Raw genomic sequence first — 16,355 nt, forward strand, 5'->3', positions numbered from 1 at the left:
GGCCGCCGGGGGGCGTACCCACCCCGCCGCTTCGACCGGAGCGCGCGCCCCGCCGACCCCTCCGGCTTATGGCGGGGCGCGGGGGCACTGGCTTTCGAGGTGCCCTTGCTCCGCGGCGCGACGAAACCAGTGGGCCGCGCGCAGCCGGTCCTGGGCGACGTGGTCGCCTTCGGCAAACATCTGCGCCACCACGAATTGCGCCTGCGCATCGCCCAGCTGGGCTTCCCGCTCCATCCGGCCGAACTTCTGCAGGGCGTCCATCTCGGCGACGAAACGACGGTCGCCGAGCACGCTGCCCGTTTTCCCCTCCGACATACCGTTCCCCCTGAAACGCTGTCGATCGTGGGGCGCATCATAGGGGCAGAAGTGGAACCTGGGTATCGGCCTTTTTGGCGGGGTCCCCCAGGGGCCTCCGGTGCCACCGGGGGCCCTGAAGCAACCGATCTTCAACGCAACGATGAAACTGATGGCGCGGTTCATGGGTTTTTCGCCCGGGCCGGAGGGAGGACGATGGGGCATTCCCAACGGAGAGCCCCCTGTGAAAGCGATCGTCTACACCCAGCACGGCCTGCCCATCGACGACCCGAACGCCCTCGTCGAGATCGATCTGCCGCAGCCCGTGCCGGGTCCGCGAGACCTGCTGGTCGCCGTCCGCGCCGTGTCCGTGAATCCGGTCGACACCAAGGTCAGGAACAACATGCCGGTGACGGAACCGCGCACCCTCGGTTTCGACGCCGTGGGTACCGTGGCCGCGGTCGGTACCGATGTCACCCTGTTCAAGGAAGGCGACGACGTGTTCTACGCCGGCTCCCTGCTACGCCCGGGCAGCAACGCACGCTTCCAGCTCGTCGACGAACGCATCGTGGGCCGCAAGCCGCGCAGCCTGGGCGACGCCGACGCGGCCGCCCTGCCGCTGACCGCGATCACGGCATGGGAGATGCTGTTCGACCGCCTGAAGATCGCCGAAGGCGGCAACCACGGCGAGTCGATCCTCATCATCGGCGCCGGTGGTGGCGTGGGCTCCATCCTCGTGCAACTGGCCCGTCGCCTGACCGGGCTCAAGGTCATCGGCACCGCTTCGCGCGAGGAGACGGCGAACTGGGTGCGCGACCTCGGCGCGCATCACGTGATCGATCACGGCAAGCCGTTGGCGCCACAGCTGGAGGCGCTCGGCATCGGACAGGTCGACCACCTCGTCAGCCTCACCCACACCGATGCGTACTACGAACAGATCGTCGAGATCGTGAAGCCGCAGGGCCAGTTCGGGCTCATCGACGATCCGGCGTCGCTCGACGCGACCAAGCTCAAGCGCAAATCCATTTCATTGCATTGGGAATCGATGTTCACCCGTTCGACGTACCAGACGCCGGACATGGCCAGGCAGCACGACCTGCTCGACCGCGTGGCGGAACTGGTCGATAGCGGCGTGTTGCGCACCACGGTCGGCGAGCACTTCGGCGCGATCACGGCGGAGAACCTTCGCCGAGCGCACAAACTGATCGAAAGCCACAAGGCGAAGGGCAAGATCGTGCTCGAAGGATTCTGATCGCACCCGGGCCGGCGGTGCCGATTCTTGACATCGTATTCACGCGTTGCGGGGCTATGTGCATCGGAGACCTTCTTCCCGCAAGCGAGCGACATGGCCACTGCACGCCCCCTCGTCGTCCTTCTCGTGGAGGACGACGACCTCATCCGCGAACTCACCGCGATGATCCTCGAAAACGAGGGTCATCACGTGCATACGGCGCCCGACGGCGACACCGCCGAACGATGGTTGCAGACGGAAAAAGCGGATGTCCTGTTCACCGACCTGCGCATGCCCGGCTCGCTATCCGGCCAGGACCTGGCCATGCGCCACGCGGACATGGCTGTCGTGGTGACCTCGGGCGAACTGAAGGAACAGCATCCCTGGCTGGGCGAAGGCATGACTTATCTGGCCAAGCCTTACGACCGCAAGGCATTGTTGGCGGCGGTGGAACGCGTGCTGGCTTGATGCCGATGCGGCCACGCGTCGTGATTTGAAACTTCCCGTTGCCCCGCTACCTGGAAGCCTTCATGGCCTCGCCGTTCAGGCCTTGTCGATAACCCGGGATATCTTCCCGGCCGCGAAGCGGAATTCCGACGTGCCACGCATTTCGATGACCGTGCCCGCGCCGGGACCGTCGGGAATATCGTCGGCGATCTCGCCATGGAACTGGATGTCCGCGATCACCCTGTCGCCGGCTTCGCCAACCTCGCGCAACTCGGTCACGAACTGCTGGCGCGAAGCGAACATCGCCGCGCCGACCCGTGCCAGCTTCTCGAAATCCGCCTTCCCATCGGTCGCGATGCTCAACTCACCGCCGCTGTGGTGCTCGAAGCGCACGTCGTCGGACAAGGTGGCAAGCATGCCCTCGATGTCGAAGCGGTTGTACGCGTCGAGGTAAGCCTCGATCAGCGCGATATGGGCGGGGTCGATCATGCGGGGTGGCTCCGGGACGGGATAAGTGTTCGCCTTCTGGCGAGATAGTACAGGGCGCTGCGCGCCATCGCCGCTGAAGCGGCTCCCACAGAACTGGTGGGAACCCTGTGGGAGCCGACCTTGTCGGCGATTCCGCGGCAGCGGACCGGCGGCGGCGAGCCCCAAGCGGCGATCCCGCCTTGCCGTCACCCCACCCCTGCCCGTATGGTGCCCGCTTCCGTCCCGAGCCGAGCCGAATGCCGATGAGCCACGTGCCTGAGCAGTCACCCGAGCACCTCAGGCGTAGCCTGTCGAACCGCCACCTGCAGCTGATCGCCATCGGCGGTGCCATCGGCACCGGGTTGTTCATGGGGTCGGGGAAGACGATCAGCCTCGCCGGCCCGTCCATCCTTTTCGTCTACCTCATCATCGGCGTGATGCTGTTCTTCGTCATGCGCGCGATGGGCGAACTACTGCTCTCCAACCTCGGCTACAAGTCCTTCATCGACTTCTCCACCGACCTGCTCGGCCCGTGGGCCGGTTTCTTCTGCGGCTGGACCTACTGGTTCTGCTGGATCATCACGGCGATCGCCGACGTCATCGCCATCGCCTCGTATGCGCAATTCTGGTTCCCCGGCCTCGCGCCATGGATACCCGCGGTGCTTTGCGTACTCCTCCTGCTGACGCTGAACCTCACCACGGTCCGGCTCTTCGGCGAACTGGAATTCTGGTTCGCCCTGATCAAGATCATCGCCATCTGCGCGCTCATCGTCACCGGCTTCGGCATGGTCGCCTGGAGCTTCCGCTCGCCCGATGGCCACGTGGCCTCGCTGACCAACCTGTGGAGCGACGGCGGCATGTTCCCGATGGGCATCGGTGGGTTCTTCGCCGGCTTCCAGATCGCGGTGTTCGCCTTCGTCGGCATCGAGCTGGTGGGCACCACCGCCGCCGAGACGGCCGACCCGGAACGCAACCTGCCCAAGGCGATCAACTCGATCCCCGTGCGCATCATCCTGTTCTACGTGCTCGCCCTGGTGGTGATCATGGCGGTGACGCCGTGGCGCCAGGTGCTGCCGGGCAAGAGCCCCTTCGTGGAACTGTTCGTGCTGGCGGGCATTCCCGCCGCCGCCAGCCTGATCAACTTCGTCGTGCTCACCTCGGCCACCTCGTCGGCCAACAGCGGCATCTTCTCCACCAGCCGCATGCTCTACGGCCTGGCCGAGGAAGACCACGCGCCGTCGACCTTCAAGCGCCTGTCGAAGGCCGCCGTGCCGTCGCGCGGCCTGCTGTTCTCGTGCATCTGCCTGCTTGGCGGCGCGATGCTGGTGTACGTGATCCCGAACCTGGTCACGGCGTTCACCCTGGTGACGACACTGGCCGCGATCCTCTTCATGTTCGTCTGGTCGCTGATCCTCATCGCCTACATCGCCTACCGGAAGAACCGGCCGGAACTGCATGCGGTGTCCAGCTACAAGATGCCCGGCGGCGTGGTCATGTGCTGGGTGTGCCTGGTGTTCTTCGCCTTCGTGCTGGTCCTGCTGGCCCTGGAAAGCGACACGCGCCAGGCCCTGATCGCCAGCCCGGTGTGGTTCGCGATCCTTGGTATCGGCTACGCGCTACGCCGTCGCAAGGCCTGACCGACAGAAGCATCGGTTTCCAGCGGGAACCGCTCCGGTGGGATCAGCTTCGGTGGGATCAGCTCTGGTGGGAGCCGACCTTGTCGGCGATCCCGCGGCAGCGGGCCAGATGACGACAAGCACCCATTGCCGACAAGGTCGGCTCCCACCAGGGCCCGTCAGCCGCCGCGTTTCGAGGGAGCGGCGGCGGCCAATTCGAGCCGCTGCTGCACGGCCGGCAAGCCGGACAAATCGAACGTCAGCGGGAAGAACGACTGCGTGCGCACGTGCAACACCTTCCGCTCGGCCAACAACGCCTCGAAAGCGCGTTTCGCCGGTACGTTGCGCGGGATATAGGTCAAGGTGCCGCGCACGCACTCCTTGCTGAAAGATATCCGCGTACCTTCCACGTCGTAGACCTGCCCCCGGCCCAGCGTGGCCGGCGCGCAGTTCATGCGTTGCGGGATGTCGCGAAAGCCATAGGTGACGCGATGCGTCGCGGGGTTCACGAAGGCGACGAGCGCCAGCTGCGCGCCGTCCTGCGCCGGCAGAAGAAAGCTGCCGCGGCGTTCCATCCAGGACGGCGATGGCGATGCAGCAGGACTCGCCTGCGCGACGGTCGCCAGCAGGAGAGCAGGAACGACGATACGGAACATCCGTGATACGAGGAACATGGGCAACCTCCTTGGCTGGGTGTCACTCGCGGCCCCGCAACCGGGTGACGCCGCCGATATAGCACCAATTTCGAGGGGACGCCATGGAGTCCGGGGAAGTAGGCTTGCCGTGCGCTGCGCCACTTCCGATGGCAGCCGCTCTTGTGGGAGCCGCTTCAGCGGCGATGGGGGCTTGCCTCGACCTGGCCCGCTGCCGCGGGATCGCCGACAAGGTCGGCTCCCACCATGAGCCGTTTCCACCGAGGCTGCGGCGGTCGAGGCTGCGGCGGTCGACGTGCGATCAATGCTGCTCCGGAGGCGGAGGCGGCACGATCGACGACAGCAACAACGGCCCGCGTTTCACCGCGATATAGGCCGAGGCCACCGGTTCCAGCTTGCCGTTTTTCAGGCGCCACGCCGACACCAGCCAGTCGTCGTTGATGCGCCAGCCGATATGGCCGTGGCCGATGAACCCCAGTAAGGACTCGCCGCGGAAGGTGATCGGGAAGAACGTCGCCTCGGGGCCGTAGCCGGTCATCTGGTCGGACGCGATGCCGGTGCCGAAGGCCGGCAGGTCGGGATAGCTCGACGTATCTCCCTTCGGGGCGATGCCGGAAGGCGCGCGTGCGGCGGCGACCAGCGCGTCGTACGCCGACTTCTCCGCACCTTTGAGCGGCCGGTCGAGCGTGCCCGGGATCGGACTGCGCTCGTAGCGGGTGACGGCCGCCATGGCCGCGGTGCTGAAGTCGTCGCAGGGTGACTGTTTGGGCGCGCAGGCACTGCCAACAGGGGCCAACGCGTGGTCGAAGCGAAGGGAGAGTTGGGCATCCGGTCCGAACGCATGGCCTTCCCAGCGGCCGACCTCGATGTTCATTTCGTCGGGCGATGGATTGGACAGCACGGTCGCGATGAAGTCGTTGCCGACACGAGCCATGCCATGCAACGACATGCAGTCCGATGCCCATGCCCCAGGCGCCTTGACCGTGATGGCTTTCTTGCCGTCGATCCGGAACGGCGCCTCCGTCCAGCAGTGAGCCGTACCGCCGACGGAGAACAAGGAGCTGACCGGCGAGCCCTGCAGCTTGCGGTAGCCGGAGGATGCGTCGAGCCCGGCCAAGGCTTCACGCAAGCCCGCGTCCGGTTCGTAAGGGAAGGCCTTGGCATCTTCCACCGGCACGTCGGAGGCGATGGCAATATCCACGCCCGCCTTCGCCAGGTCGCCGAGCACGTCGTATGAGCCGGGAGGCAGGCGCGACGATGAAGCCTGGACCAGGTCCAGCGGCTTCGGCGCCTTGCTGTCGAGGCCACGCAAGAAGGCGATGCGCGACGGATACGACGCCACGTCGGCGGACAAGGGCTTGCCGGGGTGATCGCCGAGGAAGCCGGCCACCGCCTCGTCACGCTGGGCGAGCCAATGCCGCTGGTCGAGTTTCAGCGCGTCCGCCTTGCCGGGGTGGTTCGCCAGCGCGGTGCGGAAGGCATCGCCGAGTTGCCCATCGAGGGTGGAGATCTTCGGCGATGCGCAGATGGCCTTCTCGACCGTCGTGGACGCCTTGGCGCAGTCGAAACCGGCCGCATGGGACCCGAGTGGAAGCGCCAGGAGCAGCGCCGCGGAAACCGTTCGAACCGTCATCGTCATGGGCAGACCTTCCATTGCGCCGGGTGCCGGCTAGCGGCAGGCATTCTAAGAGTTGTCGATGAATCGCGCGGATTTAGATCGAGATGTAGTCTTTCGCCTACAGGAATCCGTCCGAGGTTTCGATATATTCGGCCGGTTCCGACCAGCCAGCCGGGGGGCCGCGCCGCGTCGGGAAAGGGAGAACCATGGCAGTGCTGACATGCATCCAGCGGGGCCGGCAACCGCTTCACGTGCCGGAAGCCGTCCGATGAGCGGCTTCAAACCGGTCAGCCATCGTCATGACGATGCCTTGAGCCGCGTCTCATGGGAAACCTTCGAGCGGTTGGTCGCCGACCACTACCGCGCCGCCGGTTTTCGGGTGGAGCACGTGGGCACCGGCGGCGCCGGCACGAACCGCACCGACGGCGGCATCGACCTCAAGCTGTTCCGCGACCAGGAAATCGTCCTGGTGCAATGCAAGCACTGGAACTGCTGGAAGGTGCCGCACAACGACGTGCACCAGCTCATCGGCGTGATGCACACGGCGGGCGCCACCGGCGCCATCGTCGTCACATCCGGCGAATTCACCGCGGCGGCGATCGAGGCCGCGGCGAAGTTCCGGCACATTCGCCTGATCGATGGCAAGACGATACGCGCCATGCTCGGCCCGGTGGAGGAACCGGCCATGCCACATGCCTCGCTGGAGGACATGCCGGCCTGGATTCGCGAGACACGGCGAGCCCGCACATCCCGTACGAACCGCTCGCCGGTCATCGCCGCCGTGGGCGCCGTCGTCACCATGGCGGTGGCACTGGCGGTGCTGTACAGCTACTACATCCGCGAGATCCACGTGGCCCAGGTCGAGGCATTGCGCGCGACGATGGCGCGAACCGCCAATGAGGTGGCACAGGCGCGCCGTGCTCCGGCCACGCTCCCCGCGCTCACCTCGCAACGGCCCATGAGCACGATCAACGGGCGCCCGGCGATCGTCCACGACACACCGATGAACAAGGCCGATATCGCGGCATGGGAAGCGAAGAACGCCGAGTCGATGCGCATCATCGAGAAGACGACGCCTTCGCTTCCGCCGTGATCGTTAAAGCGCTCAGGAGATCAACGCATGCCGCACGGCAGGCACGCGCTGAACGGAGGGCGCGAGGTCGAGCAGGTCTTTCAGTTGCCGCGTCTCGTCCACCGGGCTACGCCCGAACAGGCGCTTGAACTCGCGACTGAACTGCGAGGCGCTCTCGTAGCCGACGCGCTCGGATGCCGTGGCCGCGCTGAGGCCGCTGCGAACCATCAGCAGGCGCGCATGATGCAGCCGCATCGCCTTGATGTACTGAATGGGCGACGTGGTGGTCACCGCCTTGAAGTGCGTGTGGAAGGTCGGCACGCTCATGTTCGCCTCGCTGGCGAGGGTGGCGACATCGAGCGGACGCGCGTACTCCGTATGGATGCGACGCAACGCCTTCGCGATCCGCCCGAAGTGACCGCCCTGTGTCAGCGCCGCGCGTAAGCCGCCGCCCTGCTCGCCGGTCAATACGCGATAGGTGATCTCGCGCACGATGCCAGGCGCCAGCAGGCGTGCTTCCACGGGATCGGAAAGCACTTCGAGCAGCCGCAACGCGGCATCGCCGAGACGGTCGTCCAGGGGCGTGGCGAACAGGGTGGCCGGCCGCACATCCGCTTGCGGACGAAGGTCGTCCACGGCAAGCACCAGTTCGGCGGTCGTCGCGAGATCGATGCGAATGGCGACACCCAGCATCGGTTCCTCCACGCTGGCCTCCGTCTCGATCTCGAAGGGCAACGGCACCGCCAGTGCGAGGTAGTGCTGCGCATCGTAGACGTAGGTCTGCCCGCCATGGAAACCACGCTTGCGGCCTTGCGCCACGATGACGATGCTCGGCTCGTACAAGGCCGGCGTGCGCACCAGGGGTCGGTTGGAACGCATGAAGGCGACACCGTCCACGGCGGATAGCGTATAGCCCTCCGAGGGCGCCAACCGGACGATCAGGTCGGCCATGCGGGCGCGGCGGGCTTCGGTGGAACCGGGCTGGGACATGACGAGACAGGGTGGTCGGAGGCGATAGGAATGGGATATACGCTCGCGCCATAGGCGAGTCAACCTTTCGTAATCCATAGGAATAGGCAAGAACGGGCAAGGATCCGGTCTTAGCGCCGGATGCCCTCCTGCCTAGCATGGCCCCATCGAAAACCACGGGGCCATCGCCATGAACATGCAAGCATCCAAGGTCATCCTCATCACCGGCGCCAGCAGCGGTATCGGCGAAGCGACCGCCCGCCACCTGGTCCGCCAGGGCCACCGCGTCGTGCTGGGCGCGCGCCGGATCGAGCGCCTGCAAGCGCTCGCCGAAGAACTCGCCAGGGAGCCTGGCCGCGTCGCCTACCGTGCCCTGGACGTTACCCGCTTCGACCAGATGCAGGCCTTCGCCGATTTCGCCGAATCGACCTTCGGCCCCGTCGACGTCATCGTCAACAACGCCGGCGTCATGCCGCTCTCGCCGCTCAACGCCCTGAAGCTGGGCGAGTGGAACCGCATGATCGACGTGAACGTGCGTGGCGTGCTGCACGGCATCGCCGCCGTATTGCCGGGCATGGAAGCACGGCGCCGCGGGCACGTCATCAACGTCTCGTCGATCGGCGGCCATGCCGTCTCGCCGACCGCCGCCGTGTACTGCGCCACGAAGTACGCCGTTCGCGCCATCTCCGATGGCCTGCGCCAGGAAACCGACTGCATCCGTGTCACGGTGGTGTCACCCGGCGTCGTCGAGTCCGAACTCGCCGATACGATCTCCGACGAAGCCACACGCGATGTGGTGAAAGCCTTCCGCCGCGTCGCCATCCAGCCCGATGCCATCGCACGCGCAATCGGCTATGCGATCGAACAGCCCGACGACGTGGACGTGAGCGAGCTTATCGTGCGGCCGACGGCGAGCCCTCATTGAGGTGCTGGCGGCCAGCGACCAATGTATGTACAATGTGTATACAACTGAGGATCTCACATGACCGCCACCGCCCGCCAAACCACCATCAATCTGCGCGCCAAGGCGCCCCAGCGCAGTCTGATCGACCAGGCGGCCCGAGTCGCTGGAAAGAGCCGCACCGACTTCATGCTGGAGGCGGCCTGCGAGAAGGCCCAGCAGGTGCTGCTGGACCAAACCGTTTTTGATCTGGACGCCGCCCGCTTCAAGCGCTTTCAGGCTCTGCTGGATGCACCCGTCGAACAAGGTGCTGCTCTCCGTAAGCTGCTGCGCCGCCAAGCCCCGTGGGAGGCGTGAAACGGCCGAGGCTCCAAGCGCCGGCACCGCTTACCGAGACGCACCGGCTGGATAGCTTTCGCTGCGCCGAGCCTGTACTGGATAGTTGGCTTAAACAACGCGCCCGGCGCAATCAGCAGGACGGCGCCTCACGCTGCTTCGTAGTGTGCGCTGGCGAGGATGTGGTGGGTTACTACGCCTTGGCCGCCGGCGCCGTTTCACATGCCCAAGTTCCGGGAAGCGTCCGCCGCAACATGCCCGAGCCAATACCCGTCGTAGTGCTGGGCCGATTGGCCGTGCACGAGGACTGGTCCGGGCAAGGCCTCGGCGCCGGACTACTCAAGGACGCCGTGCTGCGCGCGCTGCGGCTGTCGGAGGAGTTGGGCATCCGCGCCTTGCTGTGCCACGCCCTCCACGACGACGCCAAAAGCTTTTACATGCACCACGGCTTCGTGGAATCCCCGATTGAGCCTATGACGGTGATGCTGAATCTGACAAAGGTGCCGGCGATCAAGTGACCGCCTTTAGTTAACGCGGCAATCCGTTTAATGACATAGACCCTATGCGACCAACGACGAGCCCCGTTAGGGGACTCGTTCTCATGACGGCTACAGAGTGTCATCACGTACTCGGACTCAGTAAATGCTGAACGATGTTGTGGAAGTGCTTTTCGGCCACGCCCACTCCGTGACACGGATGGCGAACGTACCATTTCCCTTACCGGTGGCATCCCATACGCGCTCTTCGCCTTGCGCCGCCTGACCGTTTCTACAAGTGGCCCAGCCGCTGCCGTTTCGGCAGACGAGACGTGACGAGACCTCTCGAAGCTGGGCCCCGTTCATGGTCGCATATGCCTGACCGCGTCCTGCCTCGCGCGTGGTCACAAGAACGGGATTTCCTCCATGGTGTCTCGAAACAGAATTCCCTCCGGCGATAAATTCGTTACCACCCAGGGCAGATTTCACCTGGATGACCTGCACACTAGCCGCACAGGGCAGGGCCATCGCACCGGACAACGCAAGACAGAACATTCGCTTCACGTGTTTCTTCCAAGGACCACAGCCGATTGCTGCGCGTGCACTCTATTAGTCCAAACCGCTAAACAAATTCAGAGATCGTCCTGTTCAAGCAGGAAGCATCGCCATATTTTTGGTAAGCCCGCCCCCACAGGATCACAACACGACGCCTTGGCTTGCCGTCATGTAGGCCAAGGCCGCGTCGTTCTCTACATACCCCTCGAAGGCATCGCCTTTGCTTCCCTTGGAGGCCGCATCAGCGGCGTCAAGGAGACAACGCGTGTACACGATGATGCCTGCGTCCGTTCCACCCAGTCCGTCACTCGAACCATCCGCGAACCGGGCGGAGAAAAATAATGCAGTTACGAAAGCAGAGGCCATGACATCGAATGGGATCGAGCGCATCGACTTCGCGCACATGACGCTGAAGACAGTGGAAGCGACCGTGAATGATCTATATTTCAGCGGTCGCATTACGTTTGATGAGCTGTCCGCGATCATGCAAGTCGTGATCCTACCAATCGATGGGATAGCCGGCTCGGACGAATGGAACGCAACGCCGGCGCATATCAACCGTGACGATATCGATGCGTGGATCGATGCCGCGACCAAGCGGGGTTCACACCACGAGGCTGCGACGTATCGACGAGCGAGGGCGCTTATCGATGCGCTCGATGGACAACCGCTGCGGTTGTCGGTGACGGCTTGATCGTTCACGGCAGGAAGGCGACGCCACGCAGGCGCCGCCTTCCTTCAAGCTCAGAACGCCCAGCCAAGGCTCAACCGAGCCGACTGGTCCTTCGCGTCCCCCGCGAACTGCCCGCTATACGTCGCATCGATGGTGACGCTCGGCGCAGGCCGGAACCGCAGGCCCGCGGTGACCACGCCCGCATCGTCGGCGATGGGAACGCCCTGGATGTCGAAGCTCGTGCCGGTGCCGGCGAAGCGCATGCGTGCGGTGGAGTCGACGTCGCCCCAGGCATGGCGCCAGCCCAGGCTGCCGAAGACCGCGGTGCCGGTGTCGCCCAGCTTCACCTCGCCGCGCAGACCGAGCGTGCCGAAGGTCTGGTGCGAGCGGTCCGCGTCGACATCGAGGGCACCGATCGAACCGCGCTCATGGACGGTCGGCGTGCGCAGCTGTTGGTAGGCCACATTGACGAACGGCGCCCACGAGCCGCGCGTACCGTCGATGACGTAGGCGCCTTCGACGTAGCCTTGCGCGGCGTGCGCATCGTCATCGCTACCGATGCGGGTCGAGAGATCGCCTATGGTGGCCGTGCGATGCGTGCGGATCTTCTGCTGGCCGTACAAGGCGCCCGCCTGCCACTGGAAGGCGTCCTCGCGCCCACCGGCATACAACCCGGCGGTGCGCGTGCGTACGTCAGCGGAAGCATCGCGCGCAGGCGTCGAGGCCGATATCTGTCCCGTGCCGAGCGCGAAGCCGACGCGTGTGGTCGACCCCACCACCGTGTCCGCACCCACCAGCAAACCGCCGCCATTCGTGCTCGTGCGCGCGGCATTGCCATCGCCGTCGTGATGGCCCCAGTGCCCCCAGGCGGATGCCCAGGCCGAGACCCCCTCGCCGTCGCGGGCGGCGTCGGCATCGAGCAGATGGTTGTTGATGGCTTCGCGCTGATAGCGCTGGTCGTCCGCGATGGCCGTACGCGTGCCGGCGTGGATTTCGCCGGAAAGGCTGTCGAACGCGGCACGTGCACTGGCCGCATCGAGCCGGAGGATCTCGTCGTAGATGGATGCACCGGCACCGAGCGCTTCCGTCGCGCCCGCCGTGGCACGCTGGTTGCGAGTGAGCGCCACATCCGGGAAGGCCACGGCATTCCGGCTGAGCGTGAGGTTCACGTCGTTCGCCGTATACGCCAGCGACGGGGTGAGGAAAGCGAGGTCCGTGGAGACGGCAGCGAACGTACCGCTTACGCCATGGGCTGCGGAGAGGATCGTATACGTGGTGGACGTGCCCCAGTTGCCGCCCGTGCCCAGGCTCACCACCGAGCCACCCGCGAGGCTGGCGTGGCCGGTGACATCGATGCGATCGCCCTGCCCCGCATCCGTGACATCCACGGTGTAGCGCGTGCCGGCGGCCATGGTGAAGTCACCCGTGAACGAGAGCGTCGCAGGCACGCCTGCACCGCCGGGCGACACTTCGGCACCCGATTGCAATGCGACACTGCCGCCGGTGCCCGTGCCGGTAAGGACGGTACCGCTGGCCATCGACAGGTTACCGCCGAGCTTGCCGTCCAACCGCAGCGTACCGCCAGTGAAGTCCGTGTCGCCGGTGAATGCGCCGCTGTCGCCGGTAAGGTGCAACGCGCCCGCGCCCACCTTGCGGAACGTACCCTCGCCGGACAACGCTCCCGCATACGTCACATCGTCCGAGCGACCCAACAGCAAGGTGCCATGGTCGACGATGTCGCCGACGACCGAACCATGCGTGCCGCCGTCGCCGACGTGCAACGTACCGGCATCGATCGTCGTGATGCCGGTATACGTGTTGTCGCCGGTCAGCAGGAGTTCGCCCGTGCCGGTCTTGGTGAAGCCACCCGCCGTGGTCCCGTCGGCGATGACACCGCCCAGGGTGGCCGTATCCGCTCCGCCAACGTCGATCGACGCGGTACCCGCCACGGCCACGGCATTCGCCACGGCGAGGCCGTTCGCCGCGAACGCCAGCGTGCTGCCGGGCGCCAGCGACAAGGTGCCGGAACCGATCGCGCCGCTATCGCCGAGGCGCAAGGTTCCCGCGCTGACGAGCGTGCCGCCCGTATAGGCATTGGCATGGTCGAGTGCGAGCGTGCCCGCACCCTGTTTCTCCAGCGCACCCGTACCCGTGATGTCGCCGTTCCACGTGAACGTGTTCGAGGCATCGGCGATATCGACAGCGCCGCCGCCGGTCAACGCGAGATCGCGACCGGTCGCCGCATAGGTCGTGCCCGTGACGCGCAAGGCACCGCCATTCAAGGCGATGCCGTTCGCTACGTCACCGAGGTTGCGGTCGTCGCCGACGGACAGCGTGCCGCCATTGACGACCGTATCGCCGGTGTACGTGTTGATGCCGCCGAGCACGAGCGTACCCGCGTCGTTCTTCGCCAAACCCTGCGTGCCTTCCAGCACGGAGTCGATGGTGGCGACGTAACTGGCGCTCGTGGCGCTGCCGTCACCCACGCGGATGATGGGCGTGCCACTGGACGACGTGAGCAGGATCGGATCGCCGCTCAGGCGATAACCGTCGCTGAGAAACTGCATGCCCGTCGCACTCACCTGGCCCGATCCACCGTCGACGGCGACCGCTCCCGCGGCACCGCCGAACACGGCGAAACCCGGCTGCGGCGACATGGCGCCGGTGATGCTGCCGTCCTGGTCGGTCCACGTCGGCGAGGTGGTGGACCAGGTGCCGTCACCACCGCCCATCTGCGTGGGACTGGCCAGCCCGTTGGCGTTCCAGAACTGCAAGGTGGTGTTGGTGACATCGAGGATATTGATCTGCTTCGCGCCGGTCAGCGTCTGCAATTGCAGCGCGTGGCCCGCAGGTGTCGTACCGAACGACAGGCCGCCATTGGTCGTCGTCAACGCGCCGGAGTACGCGAAGATGTTGTAGACGCCAGGGCCCATGCCACCGGCATCGGTCACGTCCAGCGTGACGCCGTTCAAGGCCAGGTCGCCGTTCACCACCACCTTGTCACCGTTACCGGCCGCGCCGAGCTCGACGTCCATCCGGGTGCCCTGGGCCATCGTCAGGTCGCCGTTGACGGTGAGCGTGCCGATGGAATTGCCCGGCGAAAGCACCGAGCCGGTGTTCATGGTCACGTCGCCATCGATGCGTCCATGTCCGCCGAGGGTCGCGCCGTTGGCCACGCTCACGTTGCCCGCCAGCACGGCGTTGCTGCCCGCGACACTGCCGACCACCAGCTTGCCGGCCTGCACCTGGGTGCTGCCGAGGAAGGGCGTCGCATCGCCATCGAACCATAGCGTTCCGCTGCCCTGCTGGATCAACTGGCCGTTGCCGCCCAGCGCACCGGTGAAGCTGACGATACCCGAGCGATTGAAGGTCAGGATGCCGTTGTTGGCTACGTCGGACAACAACGTGCCAGTGGCTCCCCCATTGCCGATGGTGAGCGAGTTTCCAGCGGTGATGTCCGTCACCAGGTCCGCATCGATCGAGCCGGTGACCACGACACTCGATGGCGCATCGAACGCGACACGCTGGGCGACGATCGCCCCCGACACCGTCAGCGGTGTAGAACTGGTCACACGGAAGTCATTCGCGGCCACGTCGCCAATCACTCTGATGACGTTGCCCACGGACGAGAGCGAGACGTCGCCGATGGTGTCAGCCGTCAAGATGTTGGTCGTGATCGCACCGGCCGTCTGGGTGACATTACCGAAACTGTTCAACGACACCGATGAGGGCGCGCTGATGTTTCCAGTCAAGACCATCGCGCCCTGCCCAGAGAGGGCAACCGAACCCGTGGCGGACACGGTACCCAGGAAAAGGTTGCTACTGCCGGACAGGCTGATGTCGTGGCCTTGCGCGGTGACGTTGCCGCCGAACGAGTTCGCCGCGTTATTCAGCGTCACGTCGCCGTTCGCGATGAACATGCTGTCGCCCGATACGAAGAAGGCACCCGATTGCGTAATACCCCCCGCGGTCGTGGACAGGTTGAGCGACGCGGCATTGATGTTGCTCGCCCCAAGGGTGCCCGAGGACACCGTCAGGTTCGTCAATCCCCGGCTGCCACCGATGTGCCCTGGCAGGGTTACGCCGCCCGGCGTTTGAATCGTCAGGCCATACGAACCATCGATATCGCCCTGCACGTCGATGTCAGCGGCGGTCGACCTGAGAACACTGTTGCCAGCCAGCGTGATGGGAGACACGTAGGTTTGCGATCCCGTGGACTGCACGGTCCCGCTCAGGGTCGTGCCACCGACATGGCCGAAGGCCAGCAAGCCGTCGATATTGACGTCGTGCAAGCTCAGTCCATTTGCGTCGCTGCTGGTGACGTTGCCGGTACCGATGATCGATGCGATGTCGAGTACGCCGTTGCTGGGCATCAGCGTGATCGACGCGTTGCCAGGCGTGACGCCATCGAGCTTCACGGCGTCGACCGATACGTCGCCTGCCGCGACGACCTGCGCGCTGCCGCCATCGGCCACTTCGAGGGCGCCGTGGGCGGCCGATCCGGGCTGGAATGTCAGCAGGTTGCCGGTGCCGTTGAAGAGGACCGCCGTCGCATATCCGCCACCTGACGTGATACCACCGGCGATCGTGCCGAAGTTCTGGATGTGCGCATCCTGCTGGGTCACCACGCCGATACCTGCGGCACCGTTGCCGGTGGCATTCCCGCCTGCGATGAGTGCGCCGCTGAAGTTGGCAAGCTGGAACCGGACATTCTGGGCACGGATGCCGGCACCTGAAGCACCGTCCAGGCCGCTCGCCTGCGCCGTGCCGCCTGCGCCCCCTGCCCCACCGCGGATCGTGCCGCGGTTGGATACCAAGGCGTCTGCGCCGAAGAGCAACGCACCGTCGCCACCGCCACCACCGCTACCGCCGAACGCGATGCCCGTGGCCTGCGATCCGCCGGCGCCGCCAGCGCCGCCCACGAGCGACGAACCCGCGGCCACCTGGATCTGGTTGCCGTCACCCAGGATAACGGCGCCCGTGCCGCCACCACCGCCGCCACCGCCACCCGCCGCGCTGTTGGCGGCGGGAGCGCCACCCGTACCG

Annotated in this window: 15 protein-coding genes; 8 read left to right on the top strand and 7 right to left on the bottom strand. The window is 65.7% G+C overall.

The features are described 5' to 3' along the window. Positions 1-66: 66 nt before the first annotated feature. A complete protein-coding gene (locus ACR9ZJ_RS15300; RefSeq protein WP_481288216.1) occupies positions 67-315 on the bottom strand; it encodes a hypothetical protein in 249 nt (82 codons plus the stop codon). A gap of 223 nt (positions 316-538) precedes the next feature. Here ACR9ZJ_RS15300 and ACR9ZJ_RS15305 point away from each other — a divergent pair, with 223 nt between their 5' ends. Both ACR9ZJ_RS15305 and ACR9ZJ_RS15310 read left to right on the top strand, forming a co-directional pair. Then, the gene (locus tag ACR9ZJ_RS15305; protein ID WP_481288217.1) at positions 539-1,546 is read left to right on the top strand and encodes a zinc-binding alcohol dehydrogenase family protein; all 1,008 of its coding nucleotides are present in this window, start codon (positions 539-541) and stop codon (positions 1,544-1,546) included. Between the two features lie 93 nt (positions 1,547-1,639). Beyond that, the gene (locus tag ACR9ZJ_RS15310; protein WP_481288218.1) at positions 1,640-1,993 is read left to right on the top strand and encodes a response regulator; all 354 of its coding nucleotides are present in this window, start codon (positions 1,640-1,642) and stop codon (positions 1,991-1,993) included. A gap of 75 nt (positions 1,994-2,068) precedes the next feature. Here the strand turns inward: ACR9ZJ_RS15310 and ACR9ZJ_RS15315 are convergent, their stop codons facing one another. Then, complete coding sequence (locus tag ACR9ZJ_RS15315; RefSeq protein ID WP_481288219.1) at positions 2,069-2,461, bottom strand: nuclear transport factor 2 family protein; 393 nt, start codon at positions 2,459-2,461, stop codon at positions 2,069-2,071. Between the two features lie 236 nt (positions 2,462-2,697). On the opposite strand from ACR9ZJ_RS15315, the gene cycA reads away from it, so the two are divergent. Next, the gene (gene cycA / locus ACR9ZJ_RS15320; RefSeq protein WP_481282567.1) at positions 2,698-4,077 is read left to right on the top strand and encodes a D-serine/D-alanine/glycine transporter; all 1,380 of its coding nucleotides are present in this window, start codon (positions 2,698-2,700) and stop codon (positions 4,075-4,077) included. Positions 4,078-4,235: 158 nt separating this feature from the next. Here cycA and ACR9ZJ_RS15325 read toward each other — a convergent pair whose 3' ends face one another. Then, a complete protein-coding gene (locus ACR9ZJ_RS15325; protein ID WP_481288220.1) occupies positions 4,236-4,730 on the bottom strand; it encodes a hypothetical protein in 495 nt (164 codons plus the stop codon). Positions 4,731-5,010: 280 nt separating this feature from the next. Next, positions 5,011-6,348 (bottom strand): lysozyme inhibitor LprI family protein, encoded by a 1,338-nt coding sequence (locus ACR9ZJ_RS15330; RefSeq protein WP_481288221.1) that lies wholly within the window; start codon positions 6,346-6,348, stop codon positions 5,011-5,013. Positions 6,349-6,595: 247 nt separating this feature from the next. On the opposite strand from ACR9ZJ_RS15330, the gene ACR9ZJ_RS15335 reads away from it, so the two are divergent. After that, positions 6,596-7,420 carry a restriction endonuclease gene (locus tag ACR9ZJ_RS15335; RefSeq protein ID WP_481288222.1) on the top strand — a complete coding sequence of 275 codons (825 nt, stop codon included), beginning with the start codon at positions 6,596-6,598 and terminating at the stop codon, positions 7,418-7,420. A 12-nt stretch (positions 7,421-7,432) separates the two neighbouring features. Here ACR9ZJ_RS15335 and ACR9ZJ_RS15340 read toward each other — a convergent pair whose 3' ends face one another. Next, a complete protein-coding gene (locus tag ACR9ZJ_RS15340) occupies positions 7,433-8,389 on the bottom strand; it encodes an AraC family transcriptional regulator (protein ID WP_481282563.1) in 957 nt (318 codons plus the stop codon). Between the two features lie 175 nt (positions 8,390-8,564). Between ACR9ZJ_RS15340 and ACR9ZJ_RS15345 the strand changes: the two genes are divergently transcribed. From ACR9ZJ_RS15345 to ACR9ZJ_RS15355, 3 genes are read left to right on the top strand one after another with little or no spacing between them, the layout of a single operon-like run. Then, a complete protein-coding gene (locus ACR9ZJ_RS15345) occupies positions 8,565-9,293 on the top strand; it encodes an SDR family oxidoreductase (protein ID WP_481282757.1) in 729 nt (242 codons plus the stop codon). Positions 9,294-9,350: 57 nt separating this feature from the next. Next, positions 9,351-9,626: a type II toxin-antitoxin system TacA family antitoxin gene (locus tag ACR9ZJ_RS15350; protein WP_481288223.1), complete on the top strand. Its 276-nt coding sequence runs from the start codon at positions 9,351-9,353 to the stop codon at positions 9,624-9,626. Next, entirely contained in the window at positions 9,623-10,123 is a 501-nt protein-coding gene (locus ACR9ZJ_RS15355; RefSeq protein WP_481288224.1) for a GNAT family N-acetyltransferase, read from the top strand. Before ACR9ZJ_RS15350 ends, ACR9ZJ_RS15355 begins: the two co-directional genes overlap by 4 nt. Before the next feature lie 117 nt (positions 10,124-10,240). Here ACR9ZJ_RS15355 and ACR9ZJ_RS15360 read toward each other — a convergent pair whose 3' ends face one another. Further along, positions 10,241-10,636, bottom strand: a complete 396-nt coding sequence (locus ACR9ZJ_RS15360) for a DUF4879 domain-containing protein (protein ID WP_481288227.1) — start codon at positions 10,634-10,636, stop codon at positions 10,241-10,243. A 265-nt stretch (positions 10,637-10,901) separates the two neighbouring features. Here ACR9ZJ_RS15360 and ACR9ZJ_RS15365 point away from each other — a divergent pair, with 265 nt between their 5' ends. Next, positions 10,902-11,330: a hypothetical protein gene (locus ACR9ZJ_RS15365; protein ID WP_481288225.1), complete on the top strand. Its 429-nt coding sequence runs from the start codon at positions 10,902-10,904 to the stop codon at positions 11,328-11,330. 50 nt (positions 11,331-11,380) lie between these two features. On the opposite strand, the gene ACR9ZJ_RS15370 is transcribed toward ACR9ZJ_RS15365, so the two are convergent. Further along, on the bottom strand, positions 11,381-16,355 hold a 4,975-nt coding region (locus ACR9ZJ_RS15370; protein WP_481288226.1), incomplete at its 5' end, for an autotransporter domain-containing protein.

The sequence above is a fragment of the Luteibacter sp. KNZ12-1A genome, assembly GCF_056755675.1.